The sequence below is a fragment of the Microcoleus sp. B5-D4 genome (genome assembly GCF_036705145.1).
Taxonomy (GTDB): Bacteria; Cyanobacteriota; Cyanobacteriia; order Cyanobacteriales; family Microcoleaceae; genus Microcoleus.
In genome coordinates this window covers 14,027-36,687 of sequence record NZ_JAUBTV010000077.1, presented here as the reverse complement: position 1 = coordinate 36,687, position 22,661 = coordinate 14,027, and the positions used below count along the sequence as shown (strand labels likewise).

At 42.9% G+C, this 22,661-nt stretch carries 19 protein-coding genes and 1 pseudogene; 2 read left to right on the top strand and 18 right to left on the bottom strand.

What is annotated here, in order from left to right; translation table 11 throughout:
• Positions 1–349: 349 nt before the first annotated feature.
• The 5 genes and pseudogenes from QUB10_RS26680 to QUB10_RS26660 form a co-directional block, all read right to left on the bottom strand.
• Positions 350–1,933: a relaxase/mobilization nuclease domain-containing protein gene (locus tag QUB10_RS26680; protein WP_333206183.1), complete on the bottom strand. Its 1,584-nt coding sequence runs from the start codon at positions 1,931–1,933 to the stop codon at positions 350–352.
• Between the two features lie 50 nt (positions 1,934–1,983).
• Positions 1,984–2,385: a plasmid mobilization protein gene (locus tag QUB10_RS26675; RefSeq protein ID WP_333206182.1), complete on the bottom strand. Its 402-nt coding sequence runs from the start codon at positions 2,383–2,385 to the stop codon at positions 1,984–1,986.
• A gap of 407 nt (positions 2,386–2,792) precedes the next feature.
• Entirely contained in the window at positions 2,793–2,981 is a 189-nt protein-coding gene (locus QUB10_RS26670) for a hypothetical protein (protein WP_333206181.1), read from the bottom strand.
• A 519-nt stretch (positions 2,982–3,500) separates the two neighbouring features.
• Entirely contained in the window at positions 3,501–3,668 is a 168-nt protein-coding gene (locus tag QUB10_RS26665) for a hypothetical protein (RefSeq protein ID WP_333139118.1), read from the bottom strand.
• Between the two features lie 391 nt (positions 3,669–4,059).
• Positions 4,060–5,171, bottom strand: a pseudogene (locus QUB10_RS26660) (IS630 family transposase).
• Positions 5,172–5,390: 219 nt separating this feature from the next.
• On the opposite strand from QUB10_RS26660, the gene QUB10_RS26655 reads away from it, so the two are divergent.
• Together QUB10_RS26655 and QUB10_RS26650 are read left to right on the top strand one after the other, a co-directional pair.
• Positions 5,391–5,897, top strand: coding sequence for a hypothetical protein (locus QUB10_RS26655; protein ID WP_333206180.1), 507 nt, complete (start codon positions 5,391–5,393; stop codon positions 5,895–5,897).
• Positions 5,898–5,921: 24 nt separating this feature from the next.
• The gene (locus tag QUB10_RS26650; protein ID WP_333206185.1) at positions 5,922–6,455 is read left to right on the top strand and encodes a hypothetical protein; all 534 of its coding nucleotides are present in this window, start codon (positions 5,922–5,924) and stop codon (positions 6,453–6,455) included.
• 33 nt (positions 6,456–6,488) lie between these two features.
• On the opposite strand, the gene QUB10_RS26645 is transcribed toward QUB10_RS26650, so the two are convergent.
• The 13 genes from QUB10_RS26645 to QUB10_RS26585 form a co-directional block, all read right to left on the bottom strand.
• On the bottom strand, positions 6,489–8,018 hold the full coding sequence (locus QUB10_RS26645) for an IS5 family transposase (protein WP_333206184.1): 1,530 nt from the start codon (positions 8,016–8,018) through the stop codon (positions 6,489–6,491).
• An 828-nt stretch (positions 8,019–8,846) separates the two neighbouring features.
• Entirely contained in the window at positions 8,847–11,138 is a 2,292-nt protein-coding gene (locus tag QUB10_RS26640) for an ATP-binding protein (RefSeq protein WP_333206179.1), read from the bottom strand.
• Between the two features lie 46 nt (positions 11,139–11,184).
• Entirely contained in the window at positions 11,185–11,424 is a 240-nt protein-coding gene (locus QUB10_RS26635; protein ID WP_333206178.1) for a hypothetical protein, read from the bottom strand.
• Positions 11,425–11,504: 80 nt separating this feature from the next.
• Positions 11,505–12,818 carry a polymer-forming cytoskeletal protein gene (locus QUB10_RS26630; RefSeq protein ID WP_333206177.1) on the bottom strand — a complete coding sequence of 438 codons (1,314 nt, stop codon included), beginning with the start codon at positions 12,816–12,818 and terminating at the stop codon, positions 11,505–11,507.
• Positions 12,819–12,967: 149 nt separating this feature from the next.
• Positions 12,968–13,615, bottom strand: coding sequence for a phage tail protein I (locus QUB10_RS26625; protein ID WP_333206176.1), 648 nt, complete (start codon positions 13,613–13,615; stop codon positions 12,968–12,970).
• A complete protein-coding gene (locus tag QUB10_RS26620) occupies positions 13,608–14,687 on the bottom strand; it encodes a baseplate J/gp47 family protein (protein ID WP_333206175.1) in 1,080 nt (359 codons plus the stop codon). The genes QUB10_RS26625 and QUB10_RS26620 overlap by 8 nt, the downstream gene beginning before the upstream one ends.
• 31 nt (positions 14,688–14,718) lie before the next feature.
• On the bottom strand, positions 14,719–18,147 hold the full coding sequence (locus QUB10_RS26615; protein ID WP_333206174.1) for a baseplate J/gp47 family protein: 3,429 nt from the start codon (positions 18,145–18,147) through the stop codon (positions 14,719–14,721).
• 129 nt (positions 18,148–18,276) lie between these two features.
• Positions 18,277–18,663 (bottom strand): GPW/gp25 family protein, encoded by a 387-nt coding sequence (locus QUB10_RS26610; RefSeq protein WP_333206173.1) that lies wholly within the window; start codon positions 18,661–18,663, stop codon positions 18,277–18,279.
• 4 nt (positions 18,664–18,667) lie between these two features.
• Positions 18,668–18,991: a hypothetical protein gene (locus QUB10_RS26605; protein ID WP_333206172.1), complete on the bottom strand. Its 324-nt coding sequence runs from the start codon at positions 18,989–18,991 to the stop codon at positions 18,668–18,670.
• Positions 18,991–19,734, bottom strand: coding sequence for a phage baseplate assembly protein V (locus QUB10_RS26600; protein WP_333206171.1), 744 nt, complete (start codon positions 19,732–19,734; stop codon positions 18,991–18,993). The genes QUB10_RS26605 and QUB10_RS26600 overlap by 1 nt, the downstream gene beginning before the upstream one ends.
• Positions 19,731–20,804: a contractile injection system protein, VgrG/Pvc8 family gene (locus QUB10_RS26595; protein ID WP_333206170.1), complete on the bottom strand. Its 1,074-nt coding sequence runs from the start codon at positions 20,802–20,804 to the stop codon at positions 19,731–19,733. The genes QUB10_RS26600 and QUB10_RS26595 overlap by 4 nt, the downstream gene beginning before the upstream one ends.
• A gap of 229 nt (positions 20,805–21,033) precedes the next feature.
• On the bottom strand, positions 21,034–21,666 hold the full coding sequence (locus QUB10_RS26590; RefSeq protein ID WP_333206169.1) for a CIS tube protein: 633 nt from the start codon (positions 21,664–21,666) through the stop codon (positions 21,034–21,036).
• Positions 21,657–22,661 (bottom strand): hypothetical protein (locus QUB10_RS26585; RefSeq protein WP_333206168.1); only part of this gene is annotated, 1,005 nt, incomplete at its 5' end. The genes QUB10_RS26585 and QUB10_RS26590, both read right to left, overlap by 10 nt.

Below are 22,661 nucleotides of genomic sequence, written 5' to 3'. Positions count from 1 at the left end.
TAAATTCTGCACACTCAAACCCATTTTCCGCACCCTCCACTGTCACAATCGGTTTTGGCGGAATTTTGTGAACCCAATTAATCATTTTTTATACACACAAGTGGGAAATTGGACTTGCGCTCGCCAGTTCGATTTAGCCAAACTCCGAAAATTCGTAGTGTGACAGTTCAGGGTGCGGAATGTGGGCTATAGGATTGAAGTTGGGAGAATAGGGTGATAAGTTCATTCACCTGTGTGGCTGGCCCGCTCGGCAAGGCACATCGACGGCGCTCGCTATGTCTGCCGAGTGTTCGATAGTCTAAAAATTCCTCAGTTGCGTAAGTCGTATCAATTTTTAAAGCTGTAAAAGCTAATCCAATTCAATTTCTTGGATGCGCTGTTTATACTGTTGGTTATTTTGTTTTTGAGTTTGCTGTTCTTGCTCAATTAATTGTATCCAGATATCATTCCAACTTGACGGTGGATTGACAACTTCTGCATTCGGTAGCAGCGCACTCGCATTTCGAGCGAGGTGAGAATCTTCTGCGAGCGCTATAATAACGGTATCGAGTTCTTGTAAGAATTCTATAGGCAGTTGTGAAGCTCGTTCAATTCCTATGTAAATTGTGGGTGGTGCTGTTGCAGAGTTATCCTGTTCAATAAGCAAATTTGAAAGGGCTTCTATTGGGTTACAGGCAATCACAGCTCGCTCAATTTCTCCAGTAGTGGCTACCCAGAAAGCAGCTTCAGATGACAGGGGATGGGTTGTAGTAAAGTTGCCTCTTTCATCGAGAACAAAAGCGAGCCTGGCTTCCCCCTCAAGCGTTCGTGCCGTAAAGATAGCCTTTTCTGAGCCAGCATACAGCCAAGAATGAGAGTGCAATTTTTCAAGCAATTCTAAAGGTAAACTGTACTCGACTGCTAGATGCTCGCGCACTTTTTGCCACTGAGTTTCATTCCTTTCAGGCAGGATTGATAATTGCAACTCTAACTCATTTGCTGTTGCAGGAATTGCAGGTGTAGTTGTTTCTAGCTCAGATTGTGACAACTCTAACTCATTTGCTGTTGCAGATAGGGTTGCTACTAGCTCGGATTGTGACGACTCTAGCTCATTTTCCTCTGCCTCACCAGGGGCGTTCGCTAAGTGTTGTGGCTGCATTAAAGCCTCAATTAGGGCGTTATCTCGCCCTTTGTCATAGCTAACGCCTCGATGCTTCTGCAATCCACAAAAAGTGTAGGCTTTACCCAATTGAGTGCCACTTAAAGCGACCCCATCTAAATTGTAAGAAATGCCTTTACTGAAGCCAGTTCGAGTCAATCCGACTTGCACCTCTACGCCTTGTTGCTGCAACCGCTCAACGAATTCTGACATACTTGGGTTGTCTTGAGTAACTTCATCAATTAGGTCTTGCAATTGCACTCTGACACTCTTATTTCCCTTGCTTTGTAAATATCTGTGTTCTCCTGTAGTCGGAGCTCGCTTATCTATTTCCCAACTGGGTGCAATAGTTTCTAAATTGTAGTCTCGTTCAAGCTGGCGAATTACTTCTTGGCTTTTGTAGTAATCCCAGCTATCGTCAACAACACCTCCATCTAGGCAAATGCGACTGGCGACGATGTGGATGTGGTCGTGTTCTGTATCGCTGTGCTTGACAACTGCGTATTGGTTGTTGTCAAATTCCATCGCTTTCATGTAGTTGGCTGCAATCGCCAGCCAGCGTTGGTCATTTTCTTCAGAATCTTCGAGTTTTTCGGTGCTATCGACAGATAAAGTGGCGTGAAAAACTGCTACTTTCAGGTTAGGTCTTAGTTGTCGGGCGATGCCAAATTCAGCAGCGAGTTCTTCAGGAGTTTGTCCGCACATAGTACCGCCAATTAGAGCAGCGTCTTTTTTGCCCAGCACGTAGTTCAGACAGCCTCGAAAGCCTGTACCTTTGATTTGTTTGCCAATCATAACCGTTTCGCAGTAGGTTTATTACATCAATTGCTCAGGCTGGTTAAAAATTAGCGGACTGTAGAATTAGTAAGGTTTGCAACTATTGTTTTAATAGCAGTTTGGTTTTGTTGAATGAGGTGCTGTACGCTTTCTAAGAGTCCTCTATTGACAATAACGGGTTCTCCCAATACCACAGCACTATTGCAAGCTTTAGCAATCTGATTGAGGTTGTTTCCGGCAATTCTAAGTTGGGCATCAATCTTGCATAACACTTGATAGGCTTTTAAGTCAAATGCAGCTAGAGGGCGCGGCATGGTTCTCCTCAAAGCTGCACGCCGCATGAAGTCGCTCATGCTCAAATTGACTTGCTCTGCTCTTGCTTTGATTTGATTGTAGTCAGAGTCAGTGAGGCGAATGTGAATATGGTTGGATAGCAGCTCTCTAGGTTTGGCTTCCGATAAAGTTTTCATAGTTTTTAATCAGTAAAAACCTTTTCCCAAGATACAAGTTAACCGCTGTAATTAAAAATCCCTAATCAGGTGATTTTATCCCCTCCAATTGGAGAGGGCTATTAGAGGGTTTATCAAAGTAGAGACTGACTATAATTTTCTTTATTTGTATAGAATAGTGGATTTAGGTGCGATCGCACTTGAATAAGTGATGAGCTTGTTGAATTGCTTTTGAAGCATTTTCTCCCTCTAATTTCTTAGAGCTATAGAATATTCAGCTTAAATCGTAGTACAAATAGTTACAGTTGTCATTAAAGCTAAAGAAAGTATTAAACCCGACCTTACGGTTAGGCTTCCGTAAAGGGAGGGTGCATTATTTCTCTTCCTGCACGTAAAAGTGCGGTTTGTGATCACAAAAACATTGCTTGCTACCGATAGAGAACCGCCATAACCAGCCTCAACAGGCAAACGCAGTCCTTGCACAAAAAACCAGTAATTTGACCGAAAAAGTCAGGCATTTGCAGGATATTTTCAGGTAAATGCAGGTAAAGTGCACCTCCTGCAAATACCTGCACTTGCCTGACTTTATACTGCAAACGCCTGACTTTATACTGCAAATCCCTGATTTTAGCTGACGCAACAATTAACTATTTTTTAGCCCTTTTAACAAAATCCGAATTGATTTAATAGTCAAGTTCCGGCATCGGAATTGAATTAAAAATCAAGTTGAGCAAGTGTGAGAAAAGTGGCAGACAGCTAAAATTTATGAAGCGATTTTGTAGCATAGTAGCCGTTATGCAAGCAATAAAGTTGAGGCTGGCCTGTCTGGTTTTTGGGCTCCGTTGAGGCTGAAAACGAGTGTAAGGCTGACCTCGATAATAAGGCAAAATGTTGTTGTCTGGCTAACCTGACAATCAATCGACTAAACTGTTGTTGTCTGATAAAGCTTGACAGTCGGGTAAAAATTTACCCCCTGACCACGAGAGTCCTTGGTTTTTTAGGGAGTGACGGCGATAGCCGGATGCAATACAAGGTTTGCTAGATTGAGAATCCACAATTCTTGTGCGGGAAAGCCAAATTTAGCTGCATCAAGGTTGGGAATGCTGCCTGACGAACTCTACTGATAAACCCAGGGCTTATCCCACTTGCTCTGCATTCAATCCCATTCCCAACAGCCGAGGAATTGCATCAAAAAGTGCTTGTTGGGTTCTAGAGGCTCGTTCTGCACCTGTCAGCAGCAAATTGCCCTCGGTGTCCCACCACCGCAGCCATAGCATTGTCTGGTTTTGATAGCTGTCCTGCAACAGTCCTACACAGTTCCCTAAAGTTGTAGGAACCTGAGTTCGATAGATTATGCAAGATCCGACTTTTCCGACTTTCCGATCCGACTTTTCCGACTTACAAAGGCAGGGGAGAGGAAATATTATAGAGATAAGATGCGTCTCAAAAGCTGTGGAAGCAATTAATAGACTTTCATAACTTTTGAACGATACAGTTATCATCAAGGTTTAACGCTACAAAAGGGGGTTCTACTTAATTACTGACATATTGTTCTGAGTGTGCGCGATAATCGCACCTATCAGTAAAATTACGGTTATTTTTTAGCTCGTGATTTACAGAATAGTGCGTACATCATTGTTAGATCAGTAAATCCCCTATGGACGAATGATATAGCAATCCTAAATCATTCATAAATTAATCCAAGCTAGATCGAGCAGTAGTTCCATTGAGTGTTAGCTCAAAATCACCAAACTTGTGTAGCTTGGGAAAGTCAAAGCTTTGCTCCTGTATGGTAAAATTGAAGAACCATTTAACCAAAGAAAAACAACTGAGCCGATTCCCAAATTTTCTCACCCAAGTTTTGGCTTTCAGCCAGATATCTTCTACTGGATTCTGCAGGCGGGGCATTGGGAGCAAATAAGACACAAGTTAAAAGCCATTCATGCGGCTCCTTACCTCGATTAATTTCTTCTAGATAAGCTTTCATCTCTTTATATTTATGATAACTAGCTCCATCCCAAATAATCAAATGTCTCGCTTCAGGATTTAAAGATTGTAAATACTTTAAGAAAGTGACTGTATTCTCAGAATTTGCTGTTTCATATTCTCGGAGAACAAACTGTTTTGTTAAATAATTTATCGCCCCATAATAGGTTTGTTTTTCTCTCTCATTTGTGAGCGGTATCTCTATTCTCTCATTGCGCCTTCCCCACAGATAACCACAGGCATCTCCAAGCGAGAAGATGACACTCGTCAATCAAATACACTACCAACTTTCTCGCTTCTATAGCTTCTCGGTTAGACTCGATGATTTCACTAATTTCTTGGTGCTTTTTTTTGACAAGTTTTTCATCCCGTTTTGGGTTATTTTTTTGAGATTTTTTCCAGCTAATTCCTGCTGATTTAAATAGTTGATAGTAGCTTTCTTTGGATTTAAACTCAATCTGATATTGCTGTTGTAGATGATTTTCTAATTCGGACAAATCCCAGCGAGCTTGGTGTTTTAACCATTGGATAATTTGGGCTCTTTCTTCTGGTTTAAGTTGCCCATGCGAGCCTTTATAACTTAATCTCAGACCTTCAATACCCTGAAATAAATAATTGATTTTCCCCTTGCTGATAAATGGAGAGGATACTCCCAATATAACTTGAATAGTTCCTCGATCGAGCCCTTCAATTAGCATACGGATTGCTAAAGCTCTTTTGAGTTCTCTTGGGTCTGGATTACTGGCAATAAAACTTTTTAGTTTCTCTAAAGCTTGTTCTTCATGTTCTAAAAAATTTTCTGGCTGCTGATTTTTAGACATTTTAACTCTTACTTAGGGCTTGCTGAATAAGTCCAAAAAACTCAAAAAAGTTCGATCGCGCTATTGCTCGCCAACGCTCAAATTAAGTTTTTCTTTTGGTGATAATGCCCTGGGGGGGTAACAACCAGCCTGAAACCCATACTTTGTAAGGATTGAGCGAATGTGTGCTAAAAAAAGATAGGCAGCATAATTGTTACACGCTTGCCTATCTCAAAAATAATGATACCAACATTCTACCTCATTCATTTAAAAAAACAACTAAGTTCAGCTCAATTTAAACTGATTGAAATCTTGCTACCCTTGATACAATCAGAAAAACAAGTGAGATTAGAACGGCTCTCCCGGGTATTTCCCTATCCAATTACAACAGAAAGTCGGCGTAGAAAACTACAAAGGTTTCTCGATTTGCCTCACTTAACTATCTCACTAATTTGGTTCCCATTAATTACTTATTGGTTGATTACTTATTGCCGTGTTGGTCAAACTTTATCAATATCAATCGACCGCAGTCAATGGGGGCGCATTAATCTCATTATGGTTAGCCTGATCTGGGAGCGAAGAGCAATTCCATTATACTGGTCACTGTTGCCCAAATTGGGAAACAGTAGCTTCGAGTCACAGACTACCAATTTACAGCAAGTTTTACCATTATTTTCAGAATATAAAGTCATCGTTTTAGGAGACCGTGAATTTTGTTCTGTCGATTTGGGAAACTGGCTGAGGTAAAAGGGTGTATCTTTTTGTTTAAGACTGAAAAAGAATCATTGTGTCGAAACGGAACATTTAGTTTGGCAACGGTTAGATGAATTAGGAATAGTACCAGGCACCTCTTTATATTTTCAAGGTAAAAGAGTGAGAAAAACTCAGCCTGCTACTGGATTTGATCTGGCTTGTAAGTGGAAAAGAAACTACGGGGGATGGAAGGTCGATGAAGCATGGTTTATTCTCACAGATTTAGGGTCATTGCCGGCAGCTATCGATGCTTACAAGCAACGGATGGGCATTGAAGAAATGTTTCGAGATTGTAAAACAGGAGGCTACGATCTTGAAGGAACTAGCTTAAAAGGAGACCGACTTATTAACATGATTTTGCTCATGACGCTCGCCTACAGTTCGGGAATATTTCAAGGCACTGAAATGAGGAAAAAGCAGGTTCAAAAATATGTATCTCGCCGCAAAGAACCTAAAAAAAGATATCGAAGACGGAGTACATTTGGTGTTGGTTTAGATGGAGAAAAGTGGGTTAATTATCTCGAACAATATTCTGACGAGGTAGAACAGTAAACGCCAGTTAACTCCTTCTAAACGCCGTTTTTATCAACAAGGTATGCGGGCTGCAACCCTTATACAGTCTATCTCGTAGACCTCTTTGTCACCCCCCCAGGATAATGCCAGGACATAACTTTTGATAATCTTTCCCCCCTTTCCAGTTGTTATTAATAAAAATTGACACAAAAAAAGCCACAATAACCGCAAGAACCCTGCCATAAGGTTCATGACTAAAAAAGCAATTGCAATCGTTGTTTGGGATGTATTATCGAGTTTAGCCATCACTCGATCGAGATTAAATCTTCTTTTTGCTTGACCAAATTTTCCTTCTATAGCTTGACGGGCTTTCTCATCCTCTTGAGCTTGCTTTTTTATTGCTTTACTTACATGGGCTGGTCGTCTTCCCAAGGGCGGACCGCTCATCCTAATTCCTCTTTCTTTACACCATGCTCTATTCGATATAGTGCGATAAATTTGGTCAACGTGAACTGATTCTGGGTAATGTCCTGTGAATTCTTTAAATGCTTCTACTTGGGCTATTAAGTCTCCTGATTCATTGAAGTTATCCCAACTAATTCGATCTAAAAATACATACCCGTCACAACTGCTCGCTGAGATTTTGGCTCCAAACTCTGTGCCTTTTCCTGCTTTTCCTCTAACTATGGGACGAACATGGGGTTGGGTTAAACTTACTATTCTATCGTCAACTCTATTTGTTTTGTGTTGGTACATCCAGGATTGTTGGCGGTAAACTTCCTGACAGACTAGCAGCAGTTTATATTGTCGCTTACTCAAGTTCTCCAAAAGCGAGCCTAACTCGATTAATTTCTCAATATGAGCTAGGTTTCTTTTGATATATTGCAGTTGCTTTTTAATGGCTGTTCTTTTTTTGCTATGCGTCGGTCGGCGCTGCTTGGCAATCGCTAGGTAATCTTTACGAGCTTTTTTGCGGTAGGTTCTGGGTTTTTTCTGGCACTGGTCTTTGATTGACTCGTAGAGGATATCTACGATTTTTTCTGTTTGCATTCTCGTTCGATCGAGGATGCCGATGTCAGTTGGGTATGTGATGTCTGCGCTGGTGCAAGTTGCGTCTAATAGTAATTTTCCTTGATTTAGCCTCTCGCCTGGTTCTTCTGGTTCTTTTTTGTTTGATTCAGATTTAGGGGTAGTGGTTTCTCGGATTTTTTTCACCATCTTTTTGTTCACTTTGTTTACCAGGTTGACACTTATTCTTTGCCTAAAGTGAACCAATAGCGAGGCGTCAAACGGGATTTCATTACTGTAGGATGACAAACCGATAAAGTATTGCAGGTATGGGTTTTCCCTGATTTGTTCTACGGTTTCACGGTCGCTGGTTCCTAATTTCTCTTTGATAATTAATGCCCCCAATGCCATCCGAAACGATTTGGCTGGTGCTCCCATAGATTGGGTAAAATTTTGAGCGTATTCTGATTCAAATTCCGACCACGGTATCAGTTGAGCCATCATCACCCAACGGTTATCTGAGGCTAATTTCCCCCCGTTAGGGAATTCAAAACTTTCTGGTGCGGTGCCGTCTGGGTCAACTTTTCGGTACACGACTGTCAACGGTAGTGCAAAGGTTTGGTGCTATTTTAGCCCAAGAAGGTGCACCAGCGGTTCGATCTCATCATCATCTAAGGCTTACTGTGTAACCCTGGGGCTGATTATTCAGCAAGCCCTACTTAGATGATTTACATCTCTGATTTAATCGCCCGTGAATTCGGGTTCTCTCGCCTCCACAACGCTTGGGACGCAAAGCCCACTAAATATTTGTCATACTCCATTGGTAACAAGTTAAGCTAAGAAAGCATTTGTCAATCAGCAATTATGCTCAACATTTACTCGGATTTTGGGCATAAAACTGAGATTTGGGCGGTTGAGCAATCATGCCTCCCATGATATTTATACCTACTTTTTCTCAAATCGTGAATTTTCCACTCCTAAAAAAGCAGTTTTTTGAGTAATATTACTGATTGACAAATGCAATTAAGTCTTAACTTGTCACCAATGGTCATACTCTTTTTTACTTAACTCTCTTTTGTCACTTTCGGAAGAAAATAATCTGGGATGGTTATAGCATAAGACTTTTACCAAAAACCTTGATTTGGGCCATTCTGTTGGAAAATAAATGCTCAAATCCTTGATAAACCTACAGTTGAAAATTTGGTTCTCATTTTTAATTTCCCAGAGTGACAAAAGAGGGTTAAATTTTATCTTACCACTTTTCTTTTATTTACACAATTCCTGCAAGACGCACTATACATAATGAGCATTTACAACTCATTTAGGATTGCTATATAACGGGATGGGATTATATTCTATCAGTCTTGGCTACTGTTGCATGACTTTGGAGAATTGGTATAAAAAAGCACACCGAGCGCAGACTTATTCAGCAAGCCCTAAGTATGGGATAACCAATTCTTCTTCCATCAATATCTTGCCCATCTTCTGATACTCCCGGCGGATCGCACAAATCAGATGACTCATGTTAACGGGTATACCCTCATCAGCAGCTAGAAATGCGGCGGCTAAAGCAACGTTGCGGATGTTAGCACCACCAATTTCAAACTTACGTGCTAAAAAATCTAGGTCTATGTGAGGGCTGCGAGGTGTGGTGTCAGGCCAAATTTTCTCCCAGATTTGGCGGCGTTGCTTTTCGGTAGGAAGGGGAAACTCAACTATAAAACGCAGTCGTCGCACGAACGCATCGTCTATATTGCTACGAACATTTGTTGTTAAAATAGCCATCCCTTCATATTCTTCCATTTTCTGCAATAGGTAACCAACTTCAATATTAGCGTAGCGATCGCGCGATTCTTTTACTTCTGTGCGCTTGCCAAATAAAGAATCTGCTTCGTCAAATAAAAGAATAGCGTTGGAAGTAGCTGCGGCGTTAAAGATGCGATTGAGATTTTTTTCTGTATCGCCAATATATTTACTGACAACTTGGGATAAATCGATTTTATAGATGTCTAGCTGCAATTCACTTGCCATCACTTCGGCAGCCATCGTCTTTCCCGTCCCTGGTAAGCCAGAAAATAAAACGTTCTGCCCTTTACCGAGGGATAATTTCCGATCGAACCCCCATTCTTCATACACCAGATGTCGATGTTTAGCTTGATTGCAAATTTCCCTAAGCTGGGTTTGGGTATCGGGTGGTAGAACAATATCATCCCAGCGATATTTAGGTTCGATTTTGCGTGCAAGTGCTGCTAGATCGTGACCGCCTTGAGCGCGGGTAGCAGCAAATACAATTGAGGTATGCGAAATCTCGGGCTCTCCAACCGCAGCTTTCCAGCGAATGGTATTGCTAGCGGTGACAGCGGTGTCGGCAATTTGCTCTGGAGTTAGGCGGAAACGATCGCTTAAAGCATCTAAATCGGTTGGCAAGATCGAAATTCCGGCTTCACTCAAACGCTTTTGCCATTCTAGGCGACGTTGGGCAAAGTCAGGAACGGTAAAAGGTATCGTGACAATTCCCAAGACACCTTCTGTTCCAGGTTTCCAGGGCTGCTTGCCTGCTAAGATTGTTAGTCCTTGGGTTTGAGCAATTGCATTGAGTAAATCCTGATACAAAATGGCGTGTTCTTCTTCTTGTAATACTTCTACTCGATCTAAATAAAGGAGGGCATTGTCAAACCAGGCTTGACGGAGTATTAGGTTTAAAGTCGGCTCAAAATCTACTTTGGCAGTGATAATTCGCGCAAAATCGACTATTAGTAAGAAAGTTTGAACTTCAGCAGCTATAGCCTCAGCGGTGCGGCGAGCCAAAGCGCGATCGCTTCCTTGGAAATACAGTCGCATTGGGTTGCTTCGCTCTGGGGAAAAGGAGGAAAGGGGAGGTAGGTTTTCCCTTGTTCTGTTTTCCTCTTTCCCATTTTCCTGTCCCAAAGGGGATTCCTTTTCCCCTTTTTCCCCTTTTCCCCTTTCCGCCTGGGCGATCGCTTTTAAACCTTGTTTGACGGATTCCTTCAAGCGTAAATCGTTCCACTCAACAGCAGGCTGGATTAATTGGCAAAAAGGTGTTAACCGAGAATCGAGTCCTTTTTCGTTGAGTAGGAAGCGGACAACTTGTTCGTCGAGCAGGATATTATGCGCTAGCAGACTTGGTTTGGCTTGGTTAGAGTTGCCAACAAGGTACAGCAGTTTGTGGCGGATGAGGGGGGCATCAGGAGAAAAGCGATCGCGCTGACTGAGTTTTGCGGTTGCTGTCGGACAGAGGATTTTGAGGACGAGATCGACAGTAGGTTGCAAATAACGCTCTTCATCTTGTAAGTAGGCGTAGAGGCGTTCGTAGCGGCGATCGAGTTCTGGGGCGAGAACGATCGCGATCGCATCGAGGTCAAATATGGACAAATGGAACGTTTGCTGAAGCTGCGCTAGGTGTGAGTCTGGCGGTATAAAGTCGGGTAAAGATTTATCTAAATTTTCGACTTCACGTTTTAAACCGTTTGAACTCGTTTGGCGAATTGACAACTGCTCTATTTGTTGCAGGTTAGCTTGCAATTCGCGATAGAGATGAATAGGGACATTTGGATTGCGATCGACTTCAACCCCAGCGATTGCTCGTGCTAGATGTTGATCTAATCGGCGCAGTAATGGCAATAGATCATCGAGGTGGAGAAGGTGCGCGATTGTCGCATCTTCAGGTTTCCTAATTTTTGTTGTTTCCACCATTGCTGCTTGTTCCTTTTTTAATGTCCTTCAAAATTGAGGCTCTAGTTTATCTAGAATCGTTCATCTCGCTTGGTAGTTCTATTTTGTTCAATTCCTCAGAGGATAAACCGTTTTCTGCGCTGTCTGCTTTGGCAATTTCTTCTTCTAATACCTGAATTGCGCCGCTGATTCGCAAAACAGTTTCCCTCACTTTTACTTGTTGCAATTCTAAGTCAGCCAACATTTTTTGTCCGGCTTCAAATTCCACTCGCAGCGATTGAATGCGCTGTTGAAGTTGTTCTTTCATTGTCAAAAATGCCCTCTCTATTTAGAGTAACAAAAGATGGATAAAATCAGTAAGAAACTTACTGGAAATTTACCAATTACTTACAACTCTATGACAATTAGGCTTCTCGTATCTTTATAAGCGCACCCAGATATTATTCCACCAGACTCTGCATCGCTTGACCACTGAACTTTAATTGTATGTTGACCAGATGAGAGAGTCTCTATCCAGTTTAAGCTGATACCTCTAAGGCTCCAACCACCAGTGAAATTAAATTCATCCCAACTAAAAGCTTTTTGCACATCATCAATTAGCAAGCGAAATTTAGCCCTTGTTAATCCCGTTGGGTTTAACTTACCACCCGATCCTTGAACGCCTCCCATCTTAAATAGGATTAATAAAGAATTATTTCCACTTGCTGTCACCGTAAGTGACATATCAGCTAAATCCACAAAGGTTGCCGATGTCGTGCTAATCGGATTGGTAGCTACAACTTGAGTGCGAATATTTTGACAAGTAATTTTGCCAGCAACAATATTGCCTGCGCTAATGTTGCCATTGCCTAATGATAAGCTGCTGCCAGTGATGCTGCCTGCGGTAATGCTACCAGTACCAACAGAGAGGCTTCTACCAACTATGTTGCCGTTAACAGTAAGGTCGCCATTAATGGTGGCGCTACCTGCGGTGATATTGCCGGTGCCAACACTAAGACTGCTACCTGTGATACTGCCACTAGCGGCGAGATTACCATTAATGCTGGCATTGCTGAGGTTGATGCCGCCGGAGCCAATAGAAAGACTGTTTACCTCTAGGGTGCCACTGACGCTCAGATCTCCCGTGAGGACTGCTTTATTGCTGGCTCCATCTCCACCGGAGCGTAAAATGGGGCCTTTTCCACCTGCGGCTGGTAAGTACACGCCTGAATACTGGCGCACAGAGTTATCAACTTTAACCACACCATCTTTATCAACATTCAGATTTGCCAGCACGATCGCTTCTGATAAGGTTGTTGCCCCCGGTAAGGCTACTTGAATCAGCGGTTTTTCGTGCCAACGCCGATTGCCTTCAGTTCCCTCCTGTGTCCGATCTGCCTCGATTTCTTGATAGGAAATCAACAGGGAAACTGTCTGATTTCTGTAGTTGACGACGGAAACTTCTTCTGGTGTTGCTAGAACAATGAGCCGTCCTTTTGGATCGACACCTGTGCCTGGGTTTACGGTGACGTGATCGCTTCCGGGTACTGTGACTGCTAACCCTTGGCTAATCCCTGAAACTTGCAAACTTTGGCTCAGTTTGCGAACGCGATCGATGTGATATTTTTGCTCGTCGATGAAGTCTTGGTCTTTTAAAAACTGACCATCAAAATAGCGGAGTCTCTTGTCTAAATAGGTAGGTTGTTCGTAATTAGCTGGCATGGTGGTTAGTTAGAATTAATTTGGTGTCAGAGGGGCTATGGGAAGAGGGTAAGAGGGTAAGAGGGGAGTGAGGGAGAGAATAATTCGGATTTTTCTCGTAAATTATTGATATTTCATTTTTTCTTTTATTTTCCTTTTTCTTATTTTATTTACCGATTAGTCGTTGTTCCAAGTATAGTTGTTCTTCCAACAATTATCCCATTTTGTAAGTCTTTATTGCGGATTTGCATGGTTGGCACTAGCACTTGGAAGGAGTAAAAGGTGTGGGCAGGCTTTTGTAAATCTAAAATTGTTTTGGCTATCTGCTGTTTTCGTCTCAGATTTTCTGCCGTCTCGCTCAATGTCATTTCGACTTGGAAATAGTGAGCGGGTCGGTCAAATTCATAAATTTTAACTTCTTCTCCTGTATAAATTTCTAGAAGTTTTTTCATCCCTGCTTTTGTTCCTCGCAAGCGGTATAACGGTACGATATTACTGATAAACTTGCGTTTAAAATCTTCATCCCACTCTTCTTGTAAGCTGGCTGCTACCCAAGAGGCAAGCCAAGGTAAGAAGTCGGCAGGTGCAGTTCCGGCCTCTTCTCTGGACAAGCCTGGATTAAAGTAGGTGTGAATGCGATCGATATATTCTTCTAAACCGAGTTGGTTGGGAATAATATCGTCGGAATCTTTGAGAGTAACTCCGCTTAAAATCCGCTCGATCGCCAGAAGGAAATGCCCCAAAAACTCATCAGATTGCTGAAGGTAGGGGAGATATTGAAGATAACTACTAATGCGATCCGAATTATTATTAGGCATTGACTTCCCAAGCCTCCTTCAGGATTAATTCACCAATTTTGACTGCAACTAACTGATAGTCTTTCAAGACAACTCGTTTGCTGACATCTTCATCAAGAAGTCCTCTGCCGATAATTGTATTTACTCCAACGAGTAGACCAATTCCTTTACTTCGATCGAGTTCGTTTCTGATTTGCATCGTTGGATAGATGACTTGTAGTTTCACTATCTCAATGTAGTTCACTCCAGAGATATCATCGAGCAATTCATAAACTTCAGAAACATAAATGTTGCGACCAAAAGGCCAACCAGTGCCGTCTGCACCGCCCTTGAAGGGATGAAAGAAAGTATGAATGCTTTCTTGGACTCGCGATCGCACATCCGCCACTCTAGCCCCTTCTTCGAGAAATAGGGTAGCGGAGATCGTCACGGGTACATAGTCTGGTGCAACAACATGATGGCGCGTTGTCAGTAACCGTCGCTCGTCTAAAAACATCCACAAGCCAGTCAGCAGGGCTGATGAGGGGGAAGGGGAAAAGTTAGTGTCGCCTGCTTCTCCTTTGTCGGGTACGTCTGGTACTACAACTAAGCTAATATGTCCGGGAGCATTTGCTTCTAGTGCCTCTGGGTTCCTCAAAGCTAGGTTACGTTCGGGCAGGCAATGCGATCGCCTAATTTTGCCTAATAATTGGGATGGTTCGGTTTTATTCCAATCTTCGACTGCCAAACGCTCGTAATCCTCACAAGTTACTGCTCGGTAACGCTTTCGCAGATCGACAACTGTTTCGCGAATAGCATCTTGCAAGCCATCCCCCAAGAGAGAGGAAGAACTTCCCCCCTTTCCCCTTTCCCTATTAGCCCATTCTGGCCCATTGAGCAGCTTGAGAAAGATTTCCATGTTTTTATCGGGCACGCGATCAACCCGATAAAGTACCATTTCGGTTAGCCAAGCCAGTAACTCAATTAAGATAATTCCCGTATCTGATGGATTGTGGTCAGTCCATTCGGGATATTCGACGGGAATCAGGGAGGTGGCTTCTGCCACCAAATCTTCATAAGAGCGATCGTCTAGGTTGGGTAATGGTAGGGGCATGGTAGAGGGGAAAAGGGAAAAGGGATAGAAATTAGATTTGGCTGCACGTGATTTGGTGCGGGCCGGAATAGATTAAAAACCTATTACGTCGGTTGTTAGGTAATCGGTCTAGTGATGGGCTATCAATAGATAGAGAAGCAATGTAATCGACTCCATCCACTTTTTCTAATACGGCATACAAATCTGACTCGTGCGGACGGCGACCGAAATCCCACCCTCGACCTTGCCTTCCCCCTGTGAGAGGATGCAAGAATGCGATTGAAGTATCGGTTGCTGCTTGCTTGATTTCATCAACTTTTTCTAGTGAGATGGGAACGATATTCGCTCTGATCGTGACTTCAACCCAATCCGGTTCTGTGAGGTGCAGCTCGACGGCTGGAGAGCAGCGATCGCGAATATAGCGTTCAACGCGCTCTAGTAAACTCAGGCTGGGCGTTGGTTGGGGGTCTGATGTTTGTGGTACGACGATCAGTTCAACTCTGCCAGGATCTGTTCCTTCTCGATCCAGTGTACTTCCACTGGTAGACATCATAGACGGAGCTTGAAAATCTACATCTAGAGAACCCGTCGGATAGGTAATCTTGACGCGAACGCTATCGGCGCTGGAATTTCCTAAGTTGGTAAAAGTAATGCTCCATTCTCTGCCAAGCTGGAACTGTTCTTGTGTCACCATATAGGTGATGGTAGGGTTTGTTGTACTTAGATCCTTGGATGTGTAAGGGTTTGACTGTCCGGGGCCGTTGATATTAACTTCTAGGGTAATACTGTTAGGAAGTGCGATCACTTCCACTTGAATCTGCCCCGGCGCATCCAGATTAATCCAATAGATGGGCAACCACTGCAAGCCGTCAATCGGATTAAATTGAGGTCCGATCGCTAAAGCACGCGCAACTTCTGTGGACGCTTCAAGTGCTAAATCTTCCATATCTTCAACGGTTACTGCTCGACCTCGGTGGCGGAGCGTTTTTGGCCCTCGCTCTTTAACCCGCTCTAGAGATTCTCCTTCAGCGCCACCCGCTGCGGGTTCGAGATTGGTAACGCTATCTACATAAGGTACGGTAGTTTTTAGTTCGGTTACGGTTAATGCTGGACGATTCCCTCGTTCTCCGCCACCGATGCGATAAGGAGCAAGTTGAATGTTATTTAGGAAGCCTTGGGGTGGAATCGCTCCGTGTAAACCATCACCAAAACGTACTTCACCTACAAGCCGATCGAGAACGTAATGGCGATCGCGTGGCCCCGATCCGTAGAAATCTGGCACTTCTTGCCACGTCACCCAAGCACCTTGCACTTGTCCTGCCTCATTACGGACGATCTCAACTGACTTCCCCTTTTCCCCTTGTTCCCCTACTAAAGAAGGGTCTGTCGGCTCAAACACTTCCAAGCGTTGACCCAACAGTATTGGTTTTTGGGCAGTGCGGTAAGTTTGATTGGGATTACCATCGCTTGTGCCCAATATCTCAATAGCGATCGTCACCGTCTGAGATGCCCAAGTTGTATTTGTCAGTATTCGCCGCAACTGAGGAGGCATAGCAAATTCTCCACTCTCCCATCTCACTCTAAGCCAGTAAAGGGATTGCCCGAACTCAGTCCGGCTTGAAAAGTTTGTTGGCCCAATAAACTGGATGATGCCTCTTTCGCTCAAAGCATCGGTTTCATCCTGTATGGTTAAGGGAACCCAACCTGTAGGACTGCCATATTCCCAAACGACTCGTGCGGGTGGGGGTATTGATCTCGCATTGGCTTTAGGAATTTCGCCGGGACGCGGAGGTTCTACTTGAAAGTAGAGGGTAATTGCTCGATTAGGAAAAGGCCGATCGAATCCCAAGTATAGAGTAGGACGGATATCAGTGGAAAGGCTGAAAAGTTGAACTTTAGTACCAAAGTTTATCTGGTCAACGGTGGGAGCGGTGGGGGTTAAGGGTTGAAATGTGGAACCATAATCTATCAGTTGGGCTGTGCGATCGGCATAAATAAAATTGTTATAGGTATGGCAAGCTGATAGAGCATCCCAAGCTCGATAATTATATTTCAATCCAATAGATTGCACGGATGGTGCTGCGAATGATGCGGCTACGGGTTCGGTGATGATTTGATTACTTGAATTTGCGCTTTGCCTGTAGGTAGCCTCAGTGCCATAATTCCCTTTGATTAATCTGACTCTGAGCCAGCAATTTGTTGTTCCACTTACGATAGTAGGCTGGATCTGAGAAGGCAAAGTAAATGTTACTTGTCCATCTTGGGTGAAAGCTTGAGTGCGATCGCTAAATTCCGGTTGTCCGTTAATTTTAGGATTGCTAACGCTCGATCGTCCTAGTGTTTCCCAGCTAGAACCGTTATAAACTTCCCAAACAAGTTCTGCACCCCCGTTTTTGTTAACAGGTAGTCCGCTGAGTTTAACCTCGATAGTCACTACAGCAGAGGGTTTAGCAAAAATTTCTTTACTGCCGATATAAAAAGTATCATTAAAGCGTGGCTGTTGACCGAAAGGGTAAAAATCTTTGCTCAAATCGAGCAGGGAAGCATTGAAAAAACAAAGATCCGGCTGGATTAAGTTATTGCGTTCGATTAGCACCCCAGTCAGAATCGCATTAATATAAGGAAGTGACTGCGTAGGAGCGATGGAAGTATTTAAACCGACTCTCAACCATGCCGCTTCTACTCCGTTGATGGTTTTTCGTGTGGGTACTGGCAAATCGCGAATCGCGACTTGCATTTCTCGTCGTTCTGGAGTAAGTAATGGTGGTGTTGGCAGCCAGGTCGTACCATTTAAATAAAGGGCTTGTAAAGGCTGCCAGTTAGCACCATCCCAGTACGACCAAGAGAGAGGTAGTTGAGCAAAATGCGAAATTTCGGTTGAATAAAATATAAAAATAATTGTCTTATTTTCTGGTAAGGCGAATAAGCGCTCGCAAGCCAGAAAAAAGTAATGTTCGTTTGGCTTATTGGCTTCAAAAGCTTTGAAAGCAGAATTAATATTGCCCGTAGCTTCAGGAGTGCGATCGCTATATTTATCTGTAAGAGGTTCACGAACAAATACTGCTTGTAATTGTGCTGTTATCAATGCTAGGTCGCGTTCTGTCTCGAAGACAACCTCTTCTTCTTCTTCTTCTTCTGCTTCTATCGGCGGGGCAGCTACTTGAGTACCAGCAGGAACAAAAGCAGCGATCGGATTGCCTGAAACTAAATTAAACGTGAGGGGAACTCGTGCTGGTAAGGGCGGCAAAATTTGAGTACCGATCGTATCTAGAAATGCTAAAAAGTTTTTCTCTGGGGCTTGATTGATGCGATCGCTTACCAGTGCTGCCATGCGCCCAAAAATACGAATTAGCGCCCGTCCTGCATCAGGTTTACCATCAGAATGAGGACGCCATTGAGTAAACTTCTGCGCCAATTGTTCTGTTTGGGCAACGATTTCTTGGTAGGTGCGCTTGTCTATTTTTGGAGGCTCGATGGACATAAGAAGGGGGGATGGGGTAAAGGGAAATGGAGATAGTCAACAGGGAAGACTGGGTTAGAAGGAATAATTTAGTATTTATTTTTTGCCTTTTTCTCCTTTTTTCTATTTTGCTTTTTTCTCTCTCATTACTTACTCTAAATAGAAGGGATAAACCAAGTTAAATCGATTATTTGTCGTGCGAACTTGGTAATTAATTTGAATGAGTAATCGGTTAGGTTGAGAGGGATCGGGATTGGCATCTACGTCCAGTAAATCTATGCGCGGTTCCCATTGAATTAAGGATTGCTCTACGGATGCGATCGCCACTCCAATTGTACCAGCACTGTTGTTCGCAAATACTAAATCGTGAATGCCGCAACCAAAATCAGGACGCATCAGGCGTTCTCCGTAAGCGGTGCTGAGAATCGTCCAAATCGACTGCCGCACGCACTCTTCATAACGTGCCATTTCAACTTGTTTTTTTTCGTCTAATTTTACTGGGGATGTCCATCCCACTCCTAAAAAATCGCCATTCATATTTCTACATTGCCTTAACGCGAGTTTGAGTCACTAAAATATTCAAGGGAGTTCCGGTAGGAATTGAGACTGATTTACTATCTTGTAACAACACTGGTTGTCCCATCGCTTTCACTCGCGTAGAAGCACTTACCCACTGGGCAATAATGCAAGGGCCAACGTTGATAGGTGGTACGGGATTAGAACATCCTGCGATCGTATGGGGTGATGACTGAGTAGTAATCGGTTGACCCATCACTTTTACGCGAGGATTGGGAGCAATTGGCTGTGCTTGTCCACCATGAGCGCAAATAACAGTTGCACCAGAGTTTAATAGATATCCTGACATTAAATTACCTCCAAAGCGCCATCGTTGATGTTAACTCCTGCTGCACATTTAAGTGTCATTCCTCCATTTGCTTGAAGGCTACAATTATTATTAGCCTTGATTTCACAAGTTTGTTGAGCCTGCATTTTAAAATTGGCATCGGCTTTAATTTCACAATTTTGTTGCGCTTTAAAAGATAAATTTTTACCTTCAATTAAAACATCCCCGTCACTGCTTTTGATTGTTATTTTCCCCTTCGCTTCAATTGTGATATCTTTCTCTACCTTGATATTAAGCTTGTTATTTTTAGAATCAATCACTATCTCGTTCTTGTCAGTGCGATCGCGAATGATAATTTTTTCTTCATCTTTAGTATCATCCAAAATTATCTGATGACCGCTGCGAGATTTAATTAAGCGACGGTTGTTTTTACCATCGTCATTTTTTTCGGGTGGCTTATCTTTGCCATTCCAAACTGCGCCTAAAATATACGGCGATTCGATATCGCCATGAGCAAATGCCACTAATACTTCATCATCAACTTCTGGTAAAAAGTATATCCCTCGATCGTTGCCAGCCATCAACGTTAATACTCTAGCCCAATAACTTTCATCATTATCAGAAAGTAAGGGGAATTTTACCTTGATTCTCCCCAATCCATCATCATCTTTATTATTTGTAACTATTCCAACTGTGACCCCATAAAAACGTCCTTGTTGTTCGGGTACAGCTAATAATTCGGATAGTAAATTCATTCCCATCATGCCGCGTTCCTCCTCACTGTAAAATTAGTAACATATCCTCGGTCTTTGTGATAGAAATGAGTTGCTGAAGTAACGTAATAAAGTCCACTAAACCGATTGCCTACTCCAGTAATTTCAATGACCCTTCCTGGCTGCAATTCAGGAAATCCCAAACAAATGCCTTCACCAGAAATATAAGTTAATGCCATTTCATTAAATTGTCCCATTGCCATGCGATCGGCTTCTGCTTGATTGGATCCGGGTTCGCTAACAATAACATGAGTAGCTTTACCGAAAGCTTGGTTAACTTTTTGTGGCCCGCTGGTGGAACCTTTCATGGTTGAGTTTTCGCTACCAGCAGCTGCTTTACCAGTAAATGCTTTTTTATCCTTAAAGTTCCAGCTATGCACCTCTACATTACTAACTTGACCCATAGCACTCAAACGAGGGCGAAATTCAATTAGGTCATCCTCTCGTGTCAAAGTTAATACTTTCTGAGTATCATTCTGGTGAGGATGGAAATACAAGGTTTTGTTTTCTACGACAACTTCGTACCCAATACGCTTTGCTCTTTCTTGTAAGAATTCCAGGTCGGTTTGATTTGCTTGCAAAACGTAATCTAGTTTTACTTGAGTGTCTTTAACTTGGGGTTGCAAACCTCGTTCTACCGCAATTTGACTGACAATTTCGCTGTCTTTCAGCTTTGTAAAAGAGCGGGTTTTGCGACCTCTTAAAAGTCGATGGCGCAAGTCATGGCCACGCACAATTAGAATAGGGGCTATTACATCAAGTTGAAATTCTGGCTCTAATCCTGTAATTTCTCCTCCCATTAAACTTATTAAATTATTTTGATAACCTATTTGGATTTCTACCTGAGTTCCGATGTCGAATAAGTTATCATCTACCCAGGTAACTTTGCCTTTAGTAGGGTCCCAGTTACCAAATTCCATAGCAAACATCCCCGCTGCATCCAAGTCTTGATGTACTGATATCGCTTGTAAATCGACTTCTGCTTTTATAGGTAGACGAGAGCCTTTTAGTAAGACTTGAACTTTAAGATTTAGTAACTCTGCATCACTAAGGCTATACATAATAAGGGGAAAAGGGGGAAAGGGGAAAGGGGAAAGGGGAAAAGGAGAAGAATTTAATAATAGGGTGGTTGATTTATAGGTTTAATTTGATTCGATCGCATTGCGCTTAACTCCTTGACTTGGTTATTAAGTTATGTGTGGGTTTACTGTTCCAGATATTTAACTTCTAAATCCTCAAAATTTCGACTTTCTTTTTTTATTTCTTCCTCCTTACCCCTTTCCCTTTCCCTTAAAATGTGCTATTAACACGCTGAGGTGGTACAGTTAGAACTTGACCGGGAACGATCGCACGCGGGTTATCAATTTTGTTGACTTCGGCAATTAACCGCCAAAGGGAAGGGTCGTTATATTCTTGGGCGGCAATACTACTAAGAGTTTCACCTCGCTTGACAACGCGAATTGGGTCGTCAATTGGGTTTTGATTTTTTTTCTGATACTCTAAGGGAATCCATTCTTCAAAGGTGCAATTTAGTTTAGCACGGACTGGTGTTCCATCTTCTAAAAACTGAGTGAGAGTTTTGGTAACTTGTTTCAAATAACCTTGCAAAAACCAAGCATAACCTTTTCCCCAATTCAGACGGCATAAGGGTGGTCTGTCTAATTTCCCCTTTTTGCGGGTGAGGTTGTAAATGGGTTTGGTGTACTTTTGTACGTCTTCTGGGCCAAATTTACCCAAAGTTGTGTCGAAGAATAATTCAATGGCTAAGATAGCGGGTTGATCTCCTCCGACTAATTGACCTTCCAGAATGCTACCGCCAGATCTGGAAAGTTGTATTTGCTGAGGGTTAAATAAAACATCCAGTGGTCTGCCAAATGAGGGATAGTTCTCTTCGATCGCAATTTTTAGTTTCTCTAACGCCATCGTGTTTGCCCCCTGCGCTCATTTTCTATAATTAATCGCCGCATGAGTTTGCGTTCTACTTTATCGGCTAAAGCATCGACATCAATTTTTGTTTGGCTGTTATTGTTAGGCGTATTATTTCCTTCGGATTGAGCACTTTCAACTGTGGGAGGTCTAGCTGTTATGGCAGTGGCTGGATTATAGTTTGTTTGTTCTGCCTCCGAGTTCTGCTGAGAAGAAGTAAAACCGGAATTATTTGCTTGTTGTCCCTGTCCCGCAGCGGAGCGAGGGGTAGAGAATATTAAGGGCGTACCTAAGTTAGTCGTTCTGATTGTTGTTTTTTGATTGAAAGTTTGGTTTGGGGTAGGATTGGCAGTAGTTTGGTTTTTCAGCAAAGGATGAGGCTGCGGCTCTAACCAAGAACGCGCAGTATTTGTCACTTGTACGATCGGTATGGACGAATTTGCTTCGCCAGTCGGTTGAGAGTTATTTTCTGTTGTTTGGGGAACGCTAGAAGGAGTTAGGGAAGTGGTCGTTGGATTTTGCGATCGCGTTGTTTGCTGACTCCCGCTGGATCTTGCTTGCACCACTGGTAATGGATTAACTTGAGTTTGTAAAGGTTGTGAGTTAGCCATAGTTAAAGACTTGCCTAGATTGCTAACTTCACCTGTCAAGGGTTCTGCATAGACAATGGGCAAGCGTTTTGACTGCGCTGACTCCTGTTTTTGCGGCGCTGAAATTGGTTCGGCACTTTGACTTCGCACTACAGGTAAGGGAGAAATTGGTGGTTCTGTAGAAGTAGAAATAGCGATCGCATTCTGTACAGTCGAAGGCACAGTTAAATCGAGGTTTGGCTGTGTTGAAATTGGCTCAACACTTTGACTTCGCACTACGGGTAGAGGCGAATTTTGTTGTTCTGTAGAAGTAGCACTGCTATTTTGTACAGTCGAAGGCACAGTTAAATCGAGGTTTGGCTGTGTTGAAATTGGCTCAACACTTTGACTTCGCACTACGGG